A 17,733-nucleotide genomic window follows, 5' to 3' on the forward strand; every position below is an offset into this window, starting at 1 on the left:
CTCAATTTCGCCTGCTGCTCATCTAGGCAAGGCTTAACTACAATTCCCTCATCAGCGCTCAGCCTATAATGGAGAAGCCTCATGATTAAAGACCGCGAAATTCGCCAAACAGTTCCCGCACAGCCGACTTCGGATGGTGACGGTGTGAAAATTCAGCGTATTGCTGGGTTCCAACGCTCAAATTTCTCACCGTTCCTGATGCTCGATGAACTGAAAGCAGACACTCAAGCTGACTACATTGGTGGTTTCCCACCTCACCCTCATCGAGGCATTGAAACTTTGACTTACATGCTACAGGGGCATTTTCAACATCGAGATCAGATGGGGAATGTCGGGGAGTTACGTTCAGGTGGCGCGCAGTGGATGGCGGCCGGACGAGGCGTGATTCACAGTGAAATGCCAATCATGCAAGAAGGCCAGCTTCACGGTTTCCAGATTTGGATTAATCAGCCGGCTCGCAACAAGATGTCACCGGCGAAATATCACGACTTTCAACCGGAAAGCATTATTGAATGTGTTCATCCGCAGCAAGGTTTATTAAGAGTGATTGCCGGTTCAATTACTTTGGATACAGAAACGATCACAGGGCCATTAACAGACACCGGTGTGCCTGCCACTGTCGCGGACTGGCGTGCTGAAGCGGATCAACAAATCAGCATCAACACTCTTTCAACGTTTAACGCCATGCTCTATGTCTATCGTGGAAGCCTTACACTGGGCAATCAATCGGTTAAAGCGGGGCAAATGGCCATGCTTTCAGACGGTGAACGCTTGACGATGAAAGCTGAACAGCCTAGCGGGTGTTTAATTTTGATGGGAGAACCCATTGATGAACCTGTCGTTCATTATGGACCTTTCGTGATGAACAGCATGGCTGAAATTGAGCAAGCGATCCGCGATTACAATGCAGGCCACTTCGATACGTACTAATTCGTTTTAGAGTCTCCCCTTTTCCAGCCCTAACAGATTGGGAGGTAGATAGGGGAAATTCGTCAGTGTCCCGACATTTGGGGACAACCAAAGTGAAAATCCACTGCTAGCCCACGTTGAAATGGCAACGGATGTTGCAACCATTAAACATGGGATGAGATATCACAAATGGTTTGCCACACCTTTAAGGTGTGGCTTTTTTTATGCAACTTTTTTTATGCGATTAGGCAGGCAAAAACTCGCACAGATAGGCGGTGGCGACTTCCACTTGCAGATCAAAAGAGGAGTTACCCGCCACTTCAAATGCTTCACCAGCATTAAAGGTAGTCCAATCCGCTTCACCAGCTCGTTTAATGGTTAAAGCACCCTTCACTACTGTCATACGCTCTGGCGCACCTGTACCAAAGGTATATTGGCCTGGCGCCATCACCCCAACGGTACTTTCGCCATCTTGCTGGCTAAAACCTAATGACTTCACGTTGCCATCAAAGTACGTATTTTCCTTAATCATTTTTTCTTCCTGTCTGTCGTCAATGCTTGCAGTGGTTTCACTGCAAAATCCAAGCGAGAGTTGTAACTCATCATTTAACTTTGCACAAGCGTCGCCAGCAGGAGAGCTATACTAAAAACAGTCGTAAAGTGTTGCATATTCCCGATGAACAATGGCAGAGGGTAAGCCGCCTGCATGTGAGACTCTCATCAGTAAACACTAAATATATTTGAGGGTAGGATCACGCTTTTACCGTATGCGTTTTGCGGTTAAGAGTCGCATAGCACAAGCTAGGCAGCAGCATAATCTAAGCCTTTAGTCTTAGATTTTTCAGTGTGATACAACGATGATGCATTATCCGATGCCTCTAACAAGGTGGTAGCGATCCCATGCTGAAGATTGGTAGATTCGATGTTTGTTATAAAACCAAGTGAGAAAATGTCAAAAGAGCTGGTATTTAAATCTGTATTCTGGTCATCACTTTCCATTTTAGCGGTGGCATTCGCCATGCTGCTCTATGTGAGTTACCAAGATTATGTGAACCCCAAACATGTTTATGGTTCTTGGGTCGAAATTGGAGCACCGAGCTATCAAACCGAAGTTCTGCGCTTTAACGATCAAGGCGTCTTTCGTAATGAGCGTTTGATCAGCACCACATTTGAATTTGACGGTGCAGCCATCACGATCCGCACTGGTAACGGCACTTTCGTGTATGAGCTGTCTGGAACCTTTAACTCACCTCAGTTAAAACGAATCCAGCCAAACTCTCCTATTCAGCGCTTTATTCGCGAAGGCTTTGAATACACCGTCACTAATCAAGGGAATAACGCCACGCAAATGAGGCGGTCGGCGTTATCCGAACATTTCAACGAAAAATAGCGCCCGTTTTAACATTCCGTTGCTCGGGGCAATCCCTCTTTCTCGCCACTCTCCTGCTCTCGCTGCGCCAACCAATACAACCCGATCATTCCTAAGCACAACACAAAACAGAGCCCATACAACCACTGGGAATTGAGATACTCAATCATCATGCCTCCAACCAGAGGGGCGATAGCAAAACCGAGTGAATAGAGTGCCGCAGCACCGAAATAGGAACCCCGTAAATGTGGGGGAGCTAAACGGTCAATCTGCACATTCAAGGTCGGGAATGCGATCACTTCCCCCATGCTCAATACAAAGCAGGCCAAATACCAACCTAAAGGCCACGCTTCAGGAGTGAACATAAACCCGATTTGAGCAACCCCCATCAATGCCATTCCTAACTGTGTTCGGGTGAACAAAGGCACATTTTCCAGCAATTTTAGGGTTGGAAATTGAAACAGGATGATGGTCATGGTGTTCACCAAAACCAGTCCCGCAACCAGTTGTGCGGCATCCGCAATTTCCGATCGCACAATCACTTGCGGTAAGGAAGATTCCACCTGCCCATACACAAACATCATCAGGAAATTCGCCAACATCATTTTGACGAACACACTGTCTTTACTGATCACACGCAGAGTGGCAGAGAAATTGGGGAGCAGTGATCGATCCGGTTGTTGAAAACGTCCTTTCCGCTCTAAGGTCGCAAGCAACCATAAACCAAACAGGAAATAAGCCACACCCGTGACAATAAACAGCACTTGAGGATGAGCGAGCGCAAGGGTGATACCGATTAATGGACCAATAGCACCACCGAGGTTGAGCAAGAAATAACGCACATTGAGCGCTAATTCGCGGTCTTTTTCATTCGGTAAGTTATCACCAATCACCGCTTTTCCGGGGGCTTCAATCATCGGACGCATCAAACCCGTTAATACGATCATGATGAAGAACTGCCAGATCTGGTCTGAAAGGCCGATACCTGCATACGCAAAAGTGGCGATCAAAGAACCGCTCACCATCACCCATTTTCGGCCAAATTTGTCGGATAAATATCCTGAATACAATCCTGTCAGAGAACCCACTAATGCCGAAGTTGCCAGCATAGCCCCCACTTCTGTCGCCGTTGCATGGTAATCTTGGTACAGGAACACCACCAAGAAAGGCCAAGCCATAAAAAAGCTGGTACGCGCAAATAAAGTACCAACAAGCACCGTCCACACCGGGAAGTTAAAACGCCTTACCCTTTCCCACTGAAATAAACTTTCACTTCTATCCATATTTCCCTTCCATTGCTGACTGACATTGCATAGGCGACTTGTGTCACACTTTGTGTAATCTTTGTTCAATATAAAGAGAATAAATTTTGAAAGATAGCTCAATTTCTCAAATGGTTAAGAACAAAAAGAAATAAGGAGACAGTTAAATTAACCCTAATTTAAACAGGCAGTTATCTGTTCTAAATGCCAATAAAAAAGCCGCAGAATCATTAATATTCTGCGGCTTTCGAGTGGTTTTATCAGCGTTTATCACTTCATTATGAGTTTACCGCTGAATTTGTTGCTTTTCTTTATAGCTTAAAGAAAGCCAACTGTGCTTTTTGCTTCTCAGCAAGGCGAGAAAGTTCGTTACTCGCACTCGCACTTTGGCTGATACCCGTTACGTTCTGATGCACCAGAGTAGACATGTTCGATACGTTACGGTTGATATCTTGCGTGACATGAGATTGTTGCTCAGCCGCAGTCGCCACTTGTGCGTTACTGTCGTTAATATCAGAAACCGATTCCGTAATGCCGATTAACGCATCATTCGCTTTAGCCGTTAGCTCTTTATTTTGAGCCAGCATGTCTAGGCTTGTTTGCATACTGTCATTCGCCATATTGGATTGACTTTGCAGCTCTTCAATGATGGCTTGAATCTCTTTGGTTGATTCTTGAGTGCGCGCAGCCAGCATACGAACTTCATCCGCTACCACCGCAAAACCACGGCCTGATTCACCAGCACGAGCCGCTTCAATCGCTGCATTCAATGCCAACAGGTTGGTTTGATCCGATACGCCACGGATCACTTCAATCACGTTGCTGATCTGCTCAGATTGCTCTTTCAAACGCAGAACCACACGCGCGGCATCATTCAGAGCCAGTGCCATTTGCTCACTCGCTTGGCTGCTTTCTTTGAAAATCGCAAGACCTGATTTCGCCAATTCATCCGCTTCACGCGCGGTTGAGTCTGCGGATGATGCGTTATCACTGACGTTATCCGCCGTGCTCGCCAATTCGTTAACTGCAGAAGCAACTTGTTCGATTTCCATCAGTTCAAGCTGAGCATTTGATTCTGATTGAGACATCACTGCCGCAAGCTCAGTCGATGCCGAAGCCACTTCTTCACTAATTCGAGTCAGTTGCTCTACTGTGGTGTACAGTTGTTTCACTGTGGTATTCACGTCTTGGCTCAGCTTAGCGATTTCGTTGTCGCCATCATCATCTGCTTGTACAGAAAGATCACCTTGTGCCAATTTACGCATCACTGCTTGCAAGCTGTTGATCGGTGCAACAATTTGACCTGACAGCAACCAAGCCGCCACAACAGACAGCACCAATACAGACAGTACCGTGATCATAGCGTTGCGCATTACGATCGCATTGCTTGCCGAACTGGCTTGCATTGATTCGGTCGCATAACGGTTCACTTTTTTCGACAGCTCGTTGATAGAGCTCACCATTAGGTTACCCGTCTCGCGGTAAGTGCGAATAAATGCACTCGCTTCTTGAGCGGTTGCAGTGCCTTGATCAACACGGTTAAACAGGCTCACCATCTGTTGAGATTCGTCTACGTAGTTGGTAATACGTTGTTCAACCACATTCACATCGTCTCTGAACTGCGGTTCTTCACCCATCACTTCAAGAGCAGCTTCCGCTTGCTTCAGACCCGCTTTTAACTCGGTAAGGAACTCACCACGGCGCTCAGCATCATAAATCGCGTAAACCGCACTGATACGTAGTGGATAGATAGTATCGTCCACTTTCGCTAGCGTATCTTTGTAATTAACCAGTGAATGGGTGTTATCAGCAATGGCTTTTTGCTCATGAGTTAGGTTGGCTTTAGTGATCCACAAGGCAATCACCAACGCGACCATAGTAAATAGAACAGGAAGTAAAACTTGGAACCGAATGGACAAGTTTTTCAGAGAAAATGGCATGCTTAACCTCTTTAAACGTAACGCACGCATCCATGCATATGGGATTATTCCCAGCACAAAAATTCGACAAAATATTAGACCTTAATCACATTATTGTCCAGTTTAAATCAATATAAATTTCATATGGTTATAAACACATTGGCGTCAAAAATATATCACTCAGGCCAAAATAATGGCGAAAGGTAGATAAATGACAATTTGTGTATTTATATGAAAGAATGTGAACACAACAATAGCGCTATCGTTGTGTTCACAATATGGAAGGTGTTATTTGCGTAATGCGTTGAGTTTGGCCTGAGCAAGACCAAATACGGTGTCTACTGGATAGCTGCCATCATCGGTGGCAATGCCAGCAGGTTTACCCGTGAAAATTTCAATCGCTTCGGTAACGTGGTCGATTGCCCAAATATGGAAATCACCTTTTTCAACGGCTTTAACAATATCGGCACGTAGCATCAAGTTGTGCATGTTGGAACGTGGAATAATCACACCCTGTGTATCCTTGCGTCCTTTAATAGTACACACATCAAAGAAGCCTTCGATTTTCTCGTTCAGCCCACCTATCGGTTGCGACTCACCAAATTGGTTCATCGACCCCGTAATCGCAATATCTTGTCGATTCGGCTGCTTGGAGAACGCCGACACAATCGCACAGAACTCAGCCATGCTGGCGCTGTCTCCATCCACCCCACCGTAAGACTGTTCAAAGGTGATCGTTGTGGTTAATGGTACTCGTGCGGTACGACCAAAAACGGAACTAAGGTAAGCAGACAGGATCATCACCCCTTTGGAGTGAATACTGCCGCCTAAATCGACACTGCGCTCAATATCGATGATTTCACCATCGCCATAAGAAGTGGTTGCGGTGATCCGATTCGGCATACCAAACGCATGATCACTGGTTGCCAGCACGGACAACGCATTCACTTGGCCGATGGCCGTACCTTCGGTATGGATCAAGGTGGTGCCGTTAACAAAGGTTTCCATCATGCTCTGTTGTAGGCGGTTGACACGCAGCTCTTGGTTACGCAGCGCTTCATCCACATGACTTTGACGAATCAAGTTTGCATTGGCTTGTTTAGCCACGTAGTTGGATTCACGCAGCAAATTGGCAATGTGCGCAGAATGCAGAGAAAGTTTGGTTTGATCGCCCGTAGTGCGCGAGCTGTGTTCGATGATGCGCGCAATCGCCTTGCGGTCGCAATGCAACATATTGGCATCATGCACTATGCTGGAAATAAAACGCGCGTAATGCAGCTCTGAATCCGCATCACGTGGCATTTCATCAGAAAAATCGGCAGTCACGCGGAACAGCTCACTGAACTCGGGATCATAATGCGCAAGCAGTTCATAAGTGCGGTAATCACCAAACAGGATAATTTTCACATCCAACGGGATCGGTTCTGGATCGAGTGAAACCGTACCCGTCAGCGTCACCTCTTTCTCCAGTGAGGTGAAACTGAGCTGGCGCGAACGCAGTGCACGCTTCAAACCATCCCACACATAAGGCTGTTCAAGCACTTTAACCGCATCCATCAACAGCACACCGCCATTGGCTTTGTGTAAACTTCCCGGACGAATTAAAGAGAAATCGGTAAATACGGTGCCTTTGTACGTCGCCGTTTCAATATAACCAAACAGTGAGTGGTAGTTCGGGCTCTCTTCAACCACGATCGGAAATTCATCCGCGTTGCGGCTCACCAGTACATTCACTTTGTAGCGACGCGGCAATTTTTTATCCAACGAAGCATTGGCAAGTTCACCTTGATCGCCGCCTTCATCAAGAAAGATCTCCACATTTTCAACAATGTCTTTTTGCAGATCCGTCAAATAGGCTTTGATTTCCGAGTACTTGGAATAATCCAATTTAAGCTGCTTGATGAAATGGGCAATCACATCCAGCGTCACTTCATCATTGAGCTTTTTGATTTTCTCGCTGTACGACTCTTCCCATTCGGTTAAGTGACGCACCATGTTACGCAGGATAACTTCCAATTCATCAATCGTGTTGCTGAACTGTTCCTGCTCGCGCTTAGACAAAGCATCGAACGTCTCTTCGGTGTGCATTTCCTCACCGTTGAGCGCGACAAACTGGTATTCCCCTTGCGTGGTAATGGTCAAACTCACGCCACGCTCTTTAGCGGTGCGAGTAATGTTTTCCAGCTCGCTCTCTTGCTTTTGTGCAAGCTGGTTTTTTAGCTTTTCTGCACGGCTGAAGTAGATTTCATTATCGAACGCCAACGGGATCGCCGTGACCAGCTTGGTCATCAGTTTTTCAATGTCTTGGCGAAATTTCAGCCCAATACCACACGGTAATTTCAGTACTTTGGGCACACGCACATCATCAAAATTCGCGACGTAGCACCAGTCATACAGCTCATTACCATCGTGTTGATGGCGGCTGAGATAACGCAAAATCATGGTCCGCTTACCCAGCCCATTACGACCAATGGCGTAAATGTTGTATCCCTTCTCTTTAATCGACATCGCAAACTCGACCGCTTTTTGCGCTCGCTCTTGCCCAACGATCTCATCAATCGGTGCTAGCTCTTTGGTTGACTTGCACTCTAGCTTTTCCAGTTTTGCGACTTGGTAGAGCTGCTCAAAACTCAGATGCTGAATCGCCATGGCTCCACTCCTTCCTTCGAGGTTCTTTATTCATATGTAGCTCAAGTGTAGAGATAAATCATTGTCTTTTTAGTGACTTATTCCCAATTCAAGATTAAGCGTACAAATAATAGACAAAACTCACCAAACACAAAATGGTAATTATTTGCATTTGATAATTAATTGCATTTAAATAACGCTTTCTTGGCGGGGAGAATGAGTCATGGATTTACAGCAGTGTTGGAATGGTTTTTTGCAGGCAGAGCAGTTACTCAAACAAGGTCACTGGTCGCAAGCGCATTACTTGCTGGAAGATGTGCTGCACTTTATGCCACAGCATATTCAAAGTGCCGCGCATGATGAGCAAACCAAGCCTTGCCAGATGGCATGCATGGTCACCGGGTTGCGTGATGCAGCCATTGCACAGGCGGAAATTTTCAACAAGACGGGGCAATACCAACGCGCGTTTGATGTGCTCAATCAAGCTTATGCCTTGTTGCAATTTCTCTCGATTGAAGAAATTGACCTGATGCGCCGCCTCAATCCGACTCTGTGCCAAATCAGCGAGCATCTGCTACAGCACCTTAACGCCTTTTGTTACGCACAACGTAGCGCCGAATGGCAACTGGAATACCAACAGGTTGAGAAAGCGCATTTCTACTTTAACCAGTTAAGAAGTGCTTTATCCCTATCTCCTGCCTCCCCCGTGATTAATTGAATAAGGAAGTACAATGTCACCTACCCCACTTTTGCAAGTGCGTAACCTGAGCGTCAGTTTCAGTACCAATGATGGTCAAATCGATGCGGTTAAAAACGTGAGCTTTGAGATTCGACCAGGAGAAACACTGGCGATTGTTGGCGAATCCGGCAGTGGTAAATCGGTTTCGACCAACGCGTTAATGCAACTGCTGCCTAAAAATGCGCTGATCCACCCTGAATCGAGCATCGTTTTTGAAGGCGCAGAATTGCTGAATAAAACCGAAACGCAGATGCGCCGGATCCGTGGCGATCGCATTGGCATGATCTTCCAAGAGCCGATGACCTCACTCAACCCTTATATGCGCGTGGGCATTCAAGTGGCCGAAGCCATATTGTGCCACCGCAGCGTCAGCCAAAAGCACGCCAAACAGCGGGTGTTAGAACTGTTTCAATTAGTTCACTTACCTGAGCCAGAACAGGCTTACCAAAAATTCCCGCACGAATTCTCTGGCGGTCAGCTACAACGCATCATGATTGCGATGGCACTGATCAATGAGCCTGATATTTTGATCGCGGACGAACCAACAACAGCGCTTGACGTTACCGTACAAGCAGAAGTGCTGAAACTGATTAAAGAGATCCAAACCAAAATGGGCATGGCGATCTTATTCATCACGCACGATTTGGGCGTTGTGAGGTTTGTTGCCGACCGTGTGCTTGTGATGTGCAAAGGCAATGTGGTGGAGCAAGGCTCAACCGAGCAACTGTTTCAGCAACCTGAACATGACTATACCCGTATGCTGATTAACTCGATTCCGAAAGGCAGTAAAGATCCGGTTGATGCCAATGCGCCACCCTTACTTAAAGCAGAAGACATTCGCGTGAAGTTTTTGGTGAAACCGCATTTTATCAGCCGCCGTAGCCAATATTTTGAAGCGGTAAAAGGCATTTCGCTGGAACTTAAGCAGGGCGAAACGCTAGGCATAGTCGGTGAGTCGGGCAGTGGGAAATCCACCTTAGGCCGCGCCTTGATTGGCTTGCTGCCTTCAACGGGTCACATTGCCTTCAAAGGGCAAGATTTTCGCGCTTTGAGCGAAAAACAGCGTTTGGCACTGAAGAAAGACATTCAGATGGTGTTCCAAGACCCCTACGGCTCCCTTTCTCCGCGCATGACCATAGGTGAAATCATTACGGAAGGGCTGCTGGTGCACCAACCACACATCAGCAAACTTGAGCGCATGCAAAGAGCAAGGCGTGCGCTAGAAGAAGTGCGTTTAGATCCTAACTCAATTAACCGCTACCCACATGAGTTTTCCGGTGGTCAGCGCCAGCGGATTGCGATTGCACGAGCGTTGATCCTCGAACCGTCTTTCATTTTGCTGGATGAACCCACGTCGGCACTGGATCGCTCCGTTCAACTCACTGTGATTGAACTGCTTAAAGAGATTCAAAAACGACGCAATATCGGCTTTTTGTTCATCAGCCATGATCTTGCGGTAGTGAAAGCCTTATCGGATCGCGTGTTAGTGATGCAAAAAGGCCAAGTCATGGAACAAGGCAGCGCCGAGTCCATCTTCCATAACCCACAGCATGACTACACTAAAAAGCTCATTGCTGCGTCGTTCGACATTCTGGAAGAAAATGCAGCTTGATTCATATTAAGTTCACGAATGCGGTCTATACTTAATTCACAGTGAATGAGGTTTAACCCGCATTCCACTCATTTCACCATGGCATAGCTGCCTTTTCGGTTTGGCCGCCGACAACAAAAACTCGCTCAGGTTGAGCGAGTTTTTTTATCTCTGACTTCTTCTATCCCTGTCTTCAATCCTTCTCTGCAAAAGAGATCAGAAATAGTGAGAAATGGTCAGATAGCGAGTGCGGATATGCTCGATCAACAAACGCACTTTATTGAGCGGTTGGCGCGTAAAAGGATAAACCGCGTAGATCCCGAGTTTTTTGCCGACCTGTTCAGGGAAAACATCCACCAACTCTCCATTACGAAAATCGTGATACACCAAACAGCGCGGTACATAAGCAATGCCGTGCCCGCCAAGCGCGGCTTTGCGCAATGCGGTAGCATTATCGGTCGAAAAGGTGCCGGACACTTTGACTATGTAATTGCCTTTTGCCCCTTTGAATTCCCAATCGGTCGCACCCGTGGTTTGATAGGCATATTGCAAGCAATTGTGCTTCACCAAATCTTCCGGCTTCAGCGGCTTACCATTGCGGGCAATATAAGCTGGGGATGCACACACCACCCATTGCGAGTCCAAAATATGCCGGGCAATTAAGCTCGAATCTTCTAAGTAACCGGTGCGGATCACCAAATCGTAGCCGCCTTCAACGAGATCCACAAAGCGATTATCGAGCGACATATCCACCGTCAGCCCCGGATGTAGGTTACAAAACTCGGCGACCGCATCGGCCAAAATCAAGTCGCCCGAGATGGTTGGCACCGACATTTTGATGTGGCCGCTGACGTTTTCACCAAATCCCACGACTGCATCCAGCGCCTCCTGAGTGGCTTGCTTCACATTTTTGGCACCGTGTAGTAACGCCTTGCCCGCCTCAGTCAAGGTCAATTTACGCGTTGTTCGATATAATAGCTGCACGCCAAGCTCTTCTTCCAATCGCGCCAATCTTTTGCTAACCACCGAATTCGTAAGGCCATTTTGCTCAGCCACCTTGCTAAAACTACCCAGTTCTATCACTTGATAAAACAAAATTAAGTCATCGGCACGCATGTTATTTTATCATTTTTGGAAATAATGAATTTCATTATTTCCCTATATCCCCAAAAAATAAAGCAGTAAATTCACGCCAGCTTAACAACAGCATCACAACTATAAAAAATCAACAACTGAACTCTTACTTGTTAACCGTGCCCTACATTCTGTGCGTGTTAGCTCATCCAAATTGATGGAGAGTTCAAGGACGAGGAAGTACTCCATGAATGAAACATTGCTCGCACTGGTGGCCTTTTCACCCATAGTGGTGGCCGCCATACTACTGGTTGGCCTCAACTGGCCTGCCAAAAAAGCCATGCCCGTGGCTTTCGCCCTCACCGTTGTCATTGCCTTGATGTTTTGGGATATGTCGGCCAACCGCGTGATCGCCTCCGTATTACAAGGTTTGGGTATCACGGTTTCCGTATTGTGGATTGTGTTTGGTGCGATTTTCCTGCTCAACACGCTCAAATACACTGGCGCGATTACCACGATTCGTAATGGTTTTACCAACATTTCACCGGATCGCCGAGTGCAAGCCATCATCATCGCTTGGTGTTTTGGCTCTTTTATTGAAGGGGCTTCCGGCTTCGGAACGCCGGCGGCGATTGCGGCACCACTGCTGGTTGCGATTGGTTTCCCTGCCCTTGCTGCCGTGTTAATGGGCATGATGATCCAATCGACTCCCGTTTCATTTGGCGCAGTTGGTACGCCGATCATTGTTGGCATCAACAAAGGTCTGGACACCCACAACATCACAGAAGCACTGATGGCTAACGGCTCAAACTGGGATGTTTATCTACAGCAAATCACCACCAGTGTGGCGCTGATCCATGCTTCAGTCGGTACGCTCATGCCAGTATTGATGGCGATGATGTTGACTCGTTTCTTCGGTAAAAACCGCAGTTGGACGGAAGGTTTGGACATTCTGCCTTTCGCGATTTTTGCAGGTTTGTCTTTCACTATTCCTTACGCGCTGACTGGCGTATTCCTCGGCCCTGAGTTTCCCTCACTGATGGGAGGTCTCGTTGGCCTTGCGATTGTGGTGACGGCGGCGAAAAAAGGCTTTTTGGTACCCAAAACCAAATGGGATTTTCGTCCTGAAAACGAATGGCCTGCGGAGTGGTTAGGCTCGCTGAAAATGGATCTGGATGAAGTCAAAGCCAAGCCTATGAGCCTTGCTCTCGCGTGGGCACCCTATGTATTGCTGGCAGTGATTCTCGTCGCTAGCCGTGTCAGCCCAGATTTCAAAGCTCTGCTTCTGAGCGTGAAAGTCGCGTTTAGCAATATTCTGGGTGAGACTGGCATCAGCGCCTCAATTGAGCCGCTTTATCTACCCGGTGGCATTCTGGTTTTCGTGGCCCTGATTGCAGTACTTACTCAAACACGCAGCTTAGCGCCGATGGGCAAAGCGTTTGGTGAATCCACCAAAACCTTGATTGGCGCAGGCTTTGTACTGGTGTTTACCATTCCAATGGTGCGGATTTTCATCAACTCTGGGGTTAACGGCGCAGATTTAGCCAGTATGCCAGTGACTACCGCCAACTTTGCTGCGGGCTTAGTAGGCGAAGCCTTCCCAATGCTGAGTGCGACCGTCGGTGCACTGGGCGCTTTCATTGCCGGTTCTAACACCGTTTCCAACATGATGTTCAGCCAATTCCAATTTGAAGTGGCACAAACGCTGACCATCTCTAGCGTGGTGATCATCGCTCTGCAAGCCGTGGGGGCTGCCGCCGGTAACATGATTGCCATCCACAACGTGGTAGCAGCATCAGCGACGGTTGGCCTGCTGGGTCGTGAAGGTGCGACGCTGCGCAAAACCGTTTTGCCAACCCTCTACTATCTTGTTTTGACAGGCATCATCGGAATGACCGTGATTTACGGTTTCAACATGACTGATGTCCTAACGACCCGCTAAACCTTTTTAATCAATACCGAGAGCGAGCATCTCGCTCTCATCGCTCAAGCTCACCCTTGTACCTCACGTATGAGCTTAAGCAAAAAGAAACATTCACAGAATAGGCCCAGAATAGGATTGCATTATGATCATTTCAGCTTCGACCGATTACCGCGCTGCAGCCAAAGCCAAACTCCCGCCATTTTTGTTCCACTATATTGATGGCGGCTCGTATGGCGAACACACGCTCAGACGCAACACCGATGATCTGGCCGACATTGCACTGCGCCAACGTGTACTGAGTGATATGTCTGAGCTGAGTTTAGAGACCGAACTGTTTGGCGAAAAAATGGCACTGCCGATCGCCCTCTCTCCTGTGGGCTTAACCGGCATGTACGCCCGCCGTGGCGAAGTGCAAGCCGCGCAAGCCGCAGAAGCGAAAGGTATTCCTTTTACCCTTTCCACGGTTTCGGTCTGCCCTATTGAAGAAGTGGCGCCTTCGATTCATCGTCCAATCTGGTTCCAGCTTTACGTTTTAAAAGATCGCGGCTTTATGAAAAACGTGTTGGAACGTGCCAAAGCTGCAGGCGTGAAAAACCTGGTGTTCACCGTGGATATGCCGGTACCGGGTGCACGTTATCGCGATATGCATTCTGGCATGAGCGGCCCTAACGCTGCGATGCGCCGTGTATTGCAAGCCATGACACACCCAAGTTGGGCTTGGGATGTGGGCTTGCTTGGTAAGCCGCACGACTTGGGCAACATCTCCAAATACCGCGGTTCACCGACCAAACTGGAAGACTACATCGGCTGGCTGGGCGCGAACTTTGATCCTTCCATTTCATGGAAAGACTTGGAGTGGATCCGTGATTTCTGGGACGGCCCAATGATCATCAAGGGCATTTTGGATACCGAAGATGCAAAAGACGCGGTGCGTTTTGGCGCAGACGGCATTGTGGTGTCAAACCACGGGGGCCGCCAGTTAGATGGCGTGCTTTCTACCGTGCAAGCACTGCCCGCGATTGCCGATGCGGTGAAAGGCGACCTGAAAATTCTGGTTGATTCGGGTATCCGCACGGGTCTAGACGTGGTACGCATGCTGGCACTCGGCGCAGATTGCACCATGCTCGGCCGCTCATTTATCTACGCTCTGGCAGCCCAAGGACGCACAGGGGTAGAAAATCTGCTCGACCTGTATGAAAAAGAGATGCGGGTTGCCATGACACTGACTGGCGCAAAGAGCATTGCTGAACTGTCACGCGATTCATTAGTCAAAAGATAATAAAAATACCCCCTAACCTTAAACGACTTGGAGTTGCAGCCAACACCCCTGCAACTTCAAGTAGAAAGGAAATTGAGGGAACACACGAGGAAGCACAGTATGAACTCCCCGATCGCCGATCGTCTCTATCAGCAGCTCGAACAGATTTTAGCGAACCGAATTGATCCGCAGCGCATCATTACTCAAGAAGCGAAACGACTCGCCTACGGTACCGATGCCAGCTTTTATCGGTTGATCCCCAAAATCGTGTTACGCCTCAAATCACTCGATGAAGTGATTTTTGCTATTCAGAGCTGTGGCCAACTGGGTATCCATTTTACCTTTCGCGCTGCAGGTACCAGTTTATCGGGTCAAGCCGTTTCCGACTCGGTACTGATCACCCTAACCGACGATTGGCGCGGACATGAAGTGCAAAACCAAGGCTTGAAAATTCGCCTGCAACCGGGCGTGATTGGCGCCGATGCCAACAAGTACCTTGCCCCATTTCAGCGCAAAATCGGCCCCGATCCCGCTTCCATCAACACCTGTAAAATCGGTGGCATTGCGGCCAATAACGCCAGCGGCATGTGTTGCGGTACGGCGCAAAACTCGTATCGCACCGTCGATGGTATGCAAATTGTGTTTGCCGATGGTTATGTGCTCGATACGCGCGACCCCGACAGCGTGGCACGCTTTAAACAAGAGCGTGCCGACTTGGTGGAAGGCATTCACGCGCTGTGCCAAGAGACTCTAGCCAATTCTGAGCTCACCGAACGCATCCGCCACAAATACCGCCTAAAAAACACCACAGGCTATGCGCTGAACGCCTTGGTTGATTTCTCTGATCCAATCGAAGTGCTGACCCACTTGATGATTGGCTCAGAAGGCACACTCGGCTTTATCGCCGACATCACCTATCACACCGTGATTGAACACGCGCACAAAGCCTCTGCGCTCCTGGTGTTTGCCGATATTGAACAAGCCAGCCAAGCCGTGACCACGCTTTCCAAAACGCCAGTGGCAGCGGTAGAAATGATGGATGGACGTGCGCTGCGTTCGGTTGCTGACAAAAAAGGCATGCCGGAATTTATCGCCAAGCTCGATTTAGAAGCCGCGGCACTACTGATTGAATCCCACGCCAGTGGCGCGCAAACCTTACACGCTCAGTGTGAGCAAGTGATGAGCGCGCTGCAAAGCTACCAAATTATTGAATCGGTTCCCTTTACTTCCGAGAGCAAAACCGTGGCGACCTTATGGGGTATTCGCAAAGGCATGTTCCCAGCGGTGGGAGCCGTGCGCGAAGTGGGCACTACGGTCATTATTGAAGATGTGGCCTTTCCGGTGGAAAACCTCGCAGCCGGTGTGCGTGATCTGCAAGCCCTGTTTGATAAATACCACTACAGCGAAGCGATCATCTTCGGTCACGCCCTTGAAGGCAACTTGCATTTTGTGTTCACTCAAGGCTTTGATAAACAAAGTGAAATCGAACGTTACGGCGCGTTTATGGATGATGTAGCCGAACTCGTCGCCGTGAAATACCAAGGCTCACTGAAAGCCGAACACGGCACAGGCCGCAACATGGCCCCTTATGTTGAGCTGGAATGGGGTAAAGAAGGCTACGCCTTGATGCAGAAAATCAAAGCGCTCTTTGATCCAAAACGCTTGCTCAACCCCGGCGTCATCATCAACGAAGATAAGCATTCGCACATCAGTAACCTCAAACCAATGCCTGCGGCCGATAACTTGGTGGATCGCTGTATCGAATGTGGTTTCTGTGAGCCGGTCTGCCCATCACGTACCCTCACTTTGTCACCGCGCCAACGCATTGTGTTGTATCGCGAATTGCAACGCCGCCGCGCAGCAGGTGAAAGCGTTGCCTCTAGCGAGCTCGAACAAGTGTTTGAATACCAAGGGTTAGACACCTGCGCCGCGACTGGATTGTGCGCAGAACGCTGCCCGGTAGGGATCAATACGGGCGATTTGGTCAAAAAACTGCGCACCGCCAAATACCAAAAATTTACCCCGATTGCGCGTTGGACAGCAGAGCACTTTACCGCGACCACCGCACTCGCTCGCGGCGGCTTAAAAGCCAACCAACTGGCAACCAAAGTGCTCGGAGAGAAATCGGTCGGCGGAATGGTGAATGGCTACGCCGGATCAGCAAAGGCAAAACCCCTTTGTGGATGCCGGAAATGCCGCAAGCAAACACTCACTCACTGGAACTCGCAGTGGAAAATCTGCCGCGCAGTGACAAAAAAGTGGTTTACCTGCCTCCTGCGCCAGCCGCAACATGGGGCAGCAAGCGAGCGCGACCGATCAACGCCCACTGACGGAAGTCACCCTCTCTCTGCTCAATAAAGCCGGCTTTGAAGTGATTCTGCCTACAGAGCTCAGCAGCCAGTGCTGCGGTATGCCTTATGACAGCAAAGGGATGACCGACATTGCACAAAGCAAAGCCCAGCAGTTGGAAAACGCTTTATGGCAAGCCAGCCAAGGGGGGCGTTATCCGGTATTGATGGACACCAGTCCGTGCGCCAAACGCAGCATTGAGCAATTCACCAAACCAATGGAAATTCTGGAGCCAACGGGGTTGGTAAGTCGTTACTTACTGGATCACCTAGCGCTAGAGCCGAAGCAAGAAACCGTCATGCTGCATGTCACTTGTAGCTCGCGCCGCCTCGGCTTAGAAGGCGATATGCTGAAATTGGCGAAAGCCTGCGCCAGTGACGTGATCCTGCCTGAGCACATTCAGTGCTGTGGTTGGGCGGGTGACAAAGGCTTTACTACGCCTGAGCTCAATGCCGCCGCGGTCCATTCGCTGAAAGAACAAGTGCCAGCGCACTGTACCCGTGGGTTTAGTAACAGCCGTACGTGTGAAATCGGCTTATCACACCACAGCGGCATTCCTTATCAATCCATCTTATATCTGGTGGATGAAGTCGCCAGACCACGATTAGATCGCGGAAAAATACAAGCGACATAAGAGAGTACAGAGCAGCCAGACGAGTACGCATAAATACTCTTTCCCAAGTCGATCAATTTGGGAGAAGAGAAAGGGCG

Annotated in this window: 12 protein-coding genes and 1 pseudogene; 7 read left to right on the plus strand and 6 right to left on the minus strand. The window is 48.6% G+C overall.

Annotated features, from left to right (window positions below):
• Positions 1-81: 81 nt before the first annotated feature.
• On the plus strand, positions 82-930 hold the full coding sequence (locus D908_RS18365; RefSeq protein WP_005522000.1) for a pirin family protein: 849 nt from the start codon (positions 82-84) through the stop codon (positions 928-930).
• Positions 931-1,153: 223 nt separating this feature from the next.
• Here D908_RS18365 and ppnP read toward each other — a convergent pair whose 3' ends face one another.
• Positions 1,154-1,441, minus strand: coding sequence for a pyrimidine/purine nucleoside phosphorylase (gene ppnP, locus D908_RS18360; protein WP_005522001.1), 288 nt, complete (start codon positions 1,439-1,441; stop codon positions 1,154-1,156).
• A gap of 417 nt (positions 1,442-1,858) precedes the next feature.
• Here ppnP and D908_RS18355 point away from each other — a divergent pair, with 417 nt between their 5' ends.
• Positions 1,859-2,299 carry a DUF2850 domain-containing protein gene (locus tag D908_RS18355; protein ID WP_000032245.1) on the plus strand — a complete coding sequence of 147 codons (441 nt, stop codon included), beginning with the start codon at positions 1,859-1,861 and terminating at the stop codon, positions 2,297-2,299.
• Positions 2,300-2,307: 8 nt separating this feature from the next.
• Here D908_RS18355 and D908_RS18350 read toward each other — a convergent pair whose 3' ends face one another.
• The 3 genes from D908_RS18350 to D908_RS18340 all read right to left on the minus strand — a co-directional run bounded on the left by D908_RS18350 (position 2,308) and on the right by D908_RS18340 (position 8,108).
• A complete protein-coding gene (locus D908_RS18350) occupies positions 2,308-3,561 on the minus strand; it encodes an MDR family MFS transporter (RefSeq protein ID WP_000376131.1) in 1,254 nt (417 codons plus the stop codon).
• Between the two features lie 290 nt (positions 3,562-3,851).
• Positions 3,852-5,480 carry a methyl-accepting chemotaxis protein gene (locus D908_RS18345; RefSeq protein ID WP_005522003.1) on the minus strand — a complete coding sequence of 543 codons (1,629 nt, stop codon included), beginning with the start codon at positions 5,478-5,480 and terminating at the stop codon, positions 3,852-3,854.
• A gap of 267 nt (positions 5,481-5,747) precedes the next feature.
• Positions 5,748-8,108 (minus strand): Lon protease family protein, encoded by a 2,361-nt coding sequence (locus D908_RS18340; protein ID WP_005522004.1) that lies wholly within the window; start codon positions 8,106-8,108, stop codon positions 5,748-5,750.
• A gap of 202 nt (positions 8,109-8,310) precedes the next feature.
• Here D908_RS18340 and D908_RS18335 point away from each other — a divergent pair, with 202 nt between their 5' ends.
• A complete protein-coding gene (locus D908_RS18335) occupies positions 8,311-8,805 on the plus strand; it encodes a hypothetical protein (protein ID WP_005522005.1) in 495 nt (164 codons plus the stop codon).
• A gap of 13 nt (positions 8,806-8,818) precedes the next feature.
• Positions 8,819-10,438 (plus strand): ABC transporter ATP-binding protein, encoded by a 1,620-nt coding sequence (locus D908_RS18330; protein ID WP_005522006.1) that lies wholly within the window; start codon positions 8,819-8,821, stop codon positions 10,436-10,438.
• A gap of 195 nt (positions 10,439-10,633) precedes the next feature.
• Here the strand turns inward: D908_RS18330 and D908_RS18325 are convergent, their stop codons facing one another.
• Both D908_RS18325 and D908_RS22260 read right to left on the minus strand, forming a co-directional pair.
• Complete coding sequence (locus D908_RS18325; RefSeq protein ID WP_005522007.1) at positions 10,634-11,533, minus strand: LysR family transcriptional regulator; 900 nt, start codon at positions 11,531-11,533, stop codon at positions 10,634-10,636.
• A gap of 99 nt (positions 11,534-11,632) precedes the next feature.
• Entirely contained in the window at positions 11,633-11,779 is a 147-nt protein-coding gene (locus tag D908_RS22260; RefSeq protein ID WP_005516342.1) for a hypothetical protein, read from the minus strand.
• Between D908_RS22260 and D908_RS18320 the strand changes: the two genes are divergently transcribed.
• From D908_RS18320 to D908_RS0118730, 3 genes and pseudogenes are all read left to right on the plus strand, one after another.
• On the plus strand, positions 11,739-13,433 hold the full coding sequence (locus tag D908_RS18320) for an L-lactate permease (RefSeq protein ID WP_005522008.1): 1,695 nt from the start codon (positions 11,739-11,741) through the stop codon (positions 13,431-13,433). The genes D908_RS22260 and D908_RS18320 overlap by 41 nt on opposite strands.
• Before the next feature lie 124 nt (positions 13,434-13,557).
• Positions 13,558-14,694, plus strand: coding sequence for an FMN-dependent L-lactate dehydrogenase LldD (gene lldD, locus D908_RS18315; RefSeq protein ID WP_000587016.1), 1,137 nt, complete (start codon positions 13,558-13,560; stop codon positions 14,692-14,694).
• Between the two features lie 99 nt (positions 14,695-14,793).
• Positions 14,794-17,656, plus strand: a pseudogene (locus D908_RS0118730) (FAD-binding and (Fe-S)-binding domain-containing protein).
• The last annotated feature ends 77 nt before the right edge of the window (positions 17,657-17,733 follow it).

This window comes from Vibrio mimicus CAIM 602 (genome assembly GCF_000338875.1).
Taxonomy (GTDB): Bacteria; Pseudomonadota; Gammaproteobacteria; order Enterobacterales; family Vibrionaceae; genus Vibrio; species Vibrio mimicus.

Excerpts from the sequence above, each read along its gene's own strand:
- D908_RS18340 (WP_005522004.1), bottom strand. The coding sequence starts at position 8,108 with ATGGCGATTCAGCATCTGAGTTTTGAGCAGCTCTACCAAGTCGCAAAA.
- D908_RS22260 (WP_005516342.1), bottom strand. The coding sequence starts at position 11,779 with ATGGGTGAAAAGGCCACCAGTGCGAGCAATGTTTCATTCATGGAGTAC.
- ppnP (WP_005522001.1), bottom strand. The coding sequence starts at position 1,441 with ATGATTAAGGAAAATACGTACTTTGATGGCAACGTGAAGTCATTAGGT.
- D908_RS18355 (WP_000032245.1), top strand. The coding sequence starts at position 1,859 with ATGTCAAAAGAGCTGGTATTTAAATCTGTATTCTGGTCATCACTTTCC.
- D908_RS18325 (WP_005522007.1), bottom strand. The coding sequence starts at position 11,533 with ATGCGTGCCGATGACTTAATTTTGTTTTATCAAGTGATAGAACTGGGT.
- D908_RS18330 (WP_005522006.1), top strand. The coding sequence starts at position 8,819 with ATGTCACCTACCCCACTTTTGCAAGTGCGTAACCTGAGCGTCAGTTTC.
- lldD (WP_000587016.1), top strand. The coding sequence starts at position 13,558 with ATGATCATTTCAGCTTCGACCGATTACCGCGCTGCAGCCAAAGCCAAA.
- D908_RS18320 (WP_005522008.1), top strand. The coding sequence starts at position 11,739 with ATGAATGAAACATTGCTCGCACTGGTGGCCTTTTCACCCATAGTGGTG.
- D908_RS18365 (WP_005522000.1), top strand. The coding sequence starts at position 82 with ATGATTAAAGACCGCGAAATTCGCCAAACAGTTCCCGCACAGCCGACT.
- D908_RS18345 (WP_005522003.1), bottom strand. The coding sequence starts at position 5,480 with ATGCCATTTTCTCTGAAAAACTTGTCCATTCGGTTCCAAGTTTTACTT.
- D908_RS18350 (WP_000376131.1), bottom strand. The coding sequence starts at position 3,561 with ATGGATAGAAGTGAAAGTTTATTTCAGTGGGAAAGGGTAAGGCGTTTT.
- D908_RS18335 (WP_005522005.1), top strand. The coding sequence starts at position 8,311 with ATGGATTTACAGCAGTGTTGGAATGGTTTTTTGCAGGCAGAGCAGTTA.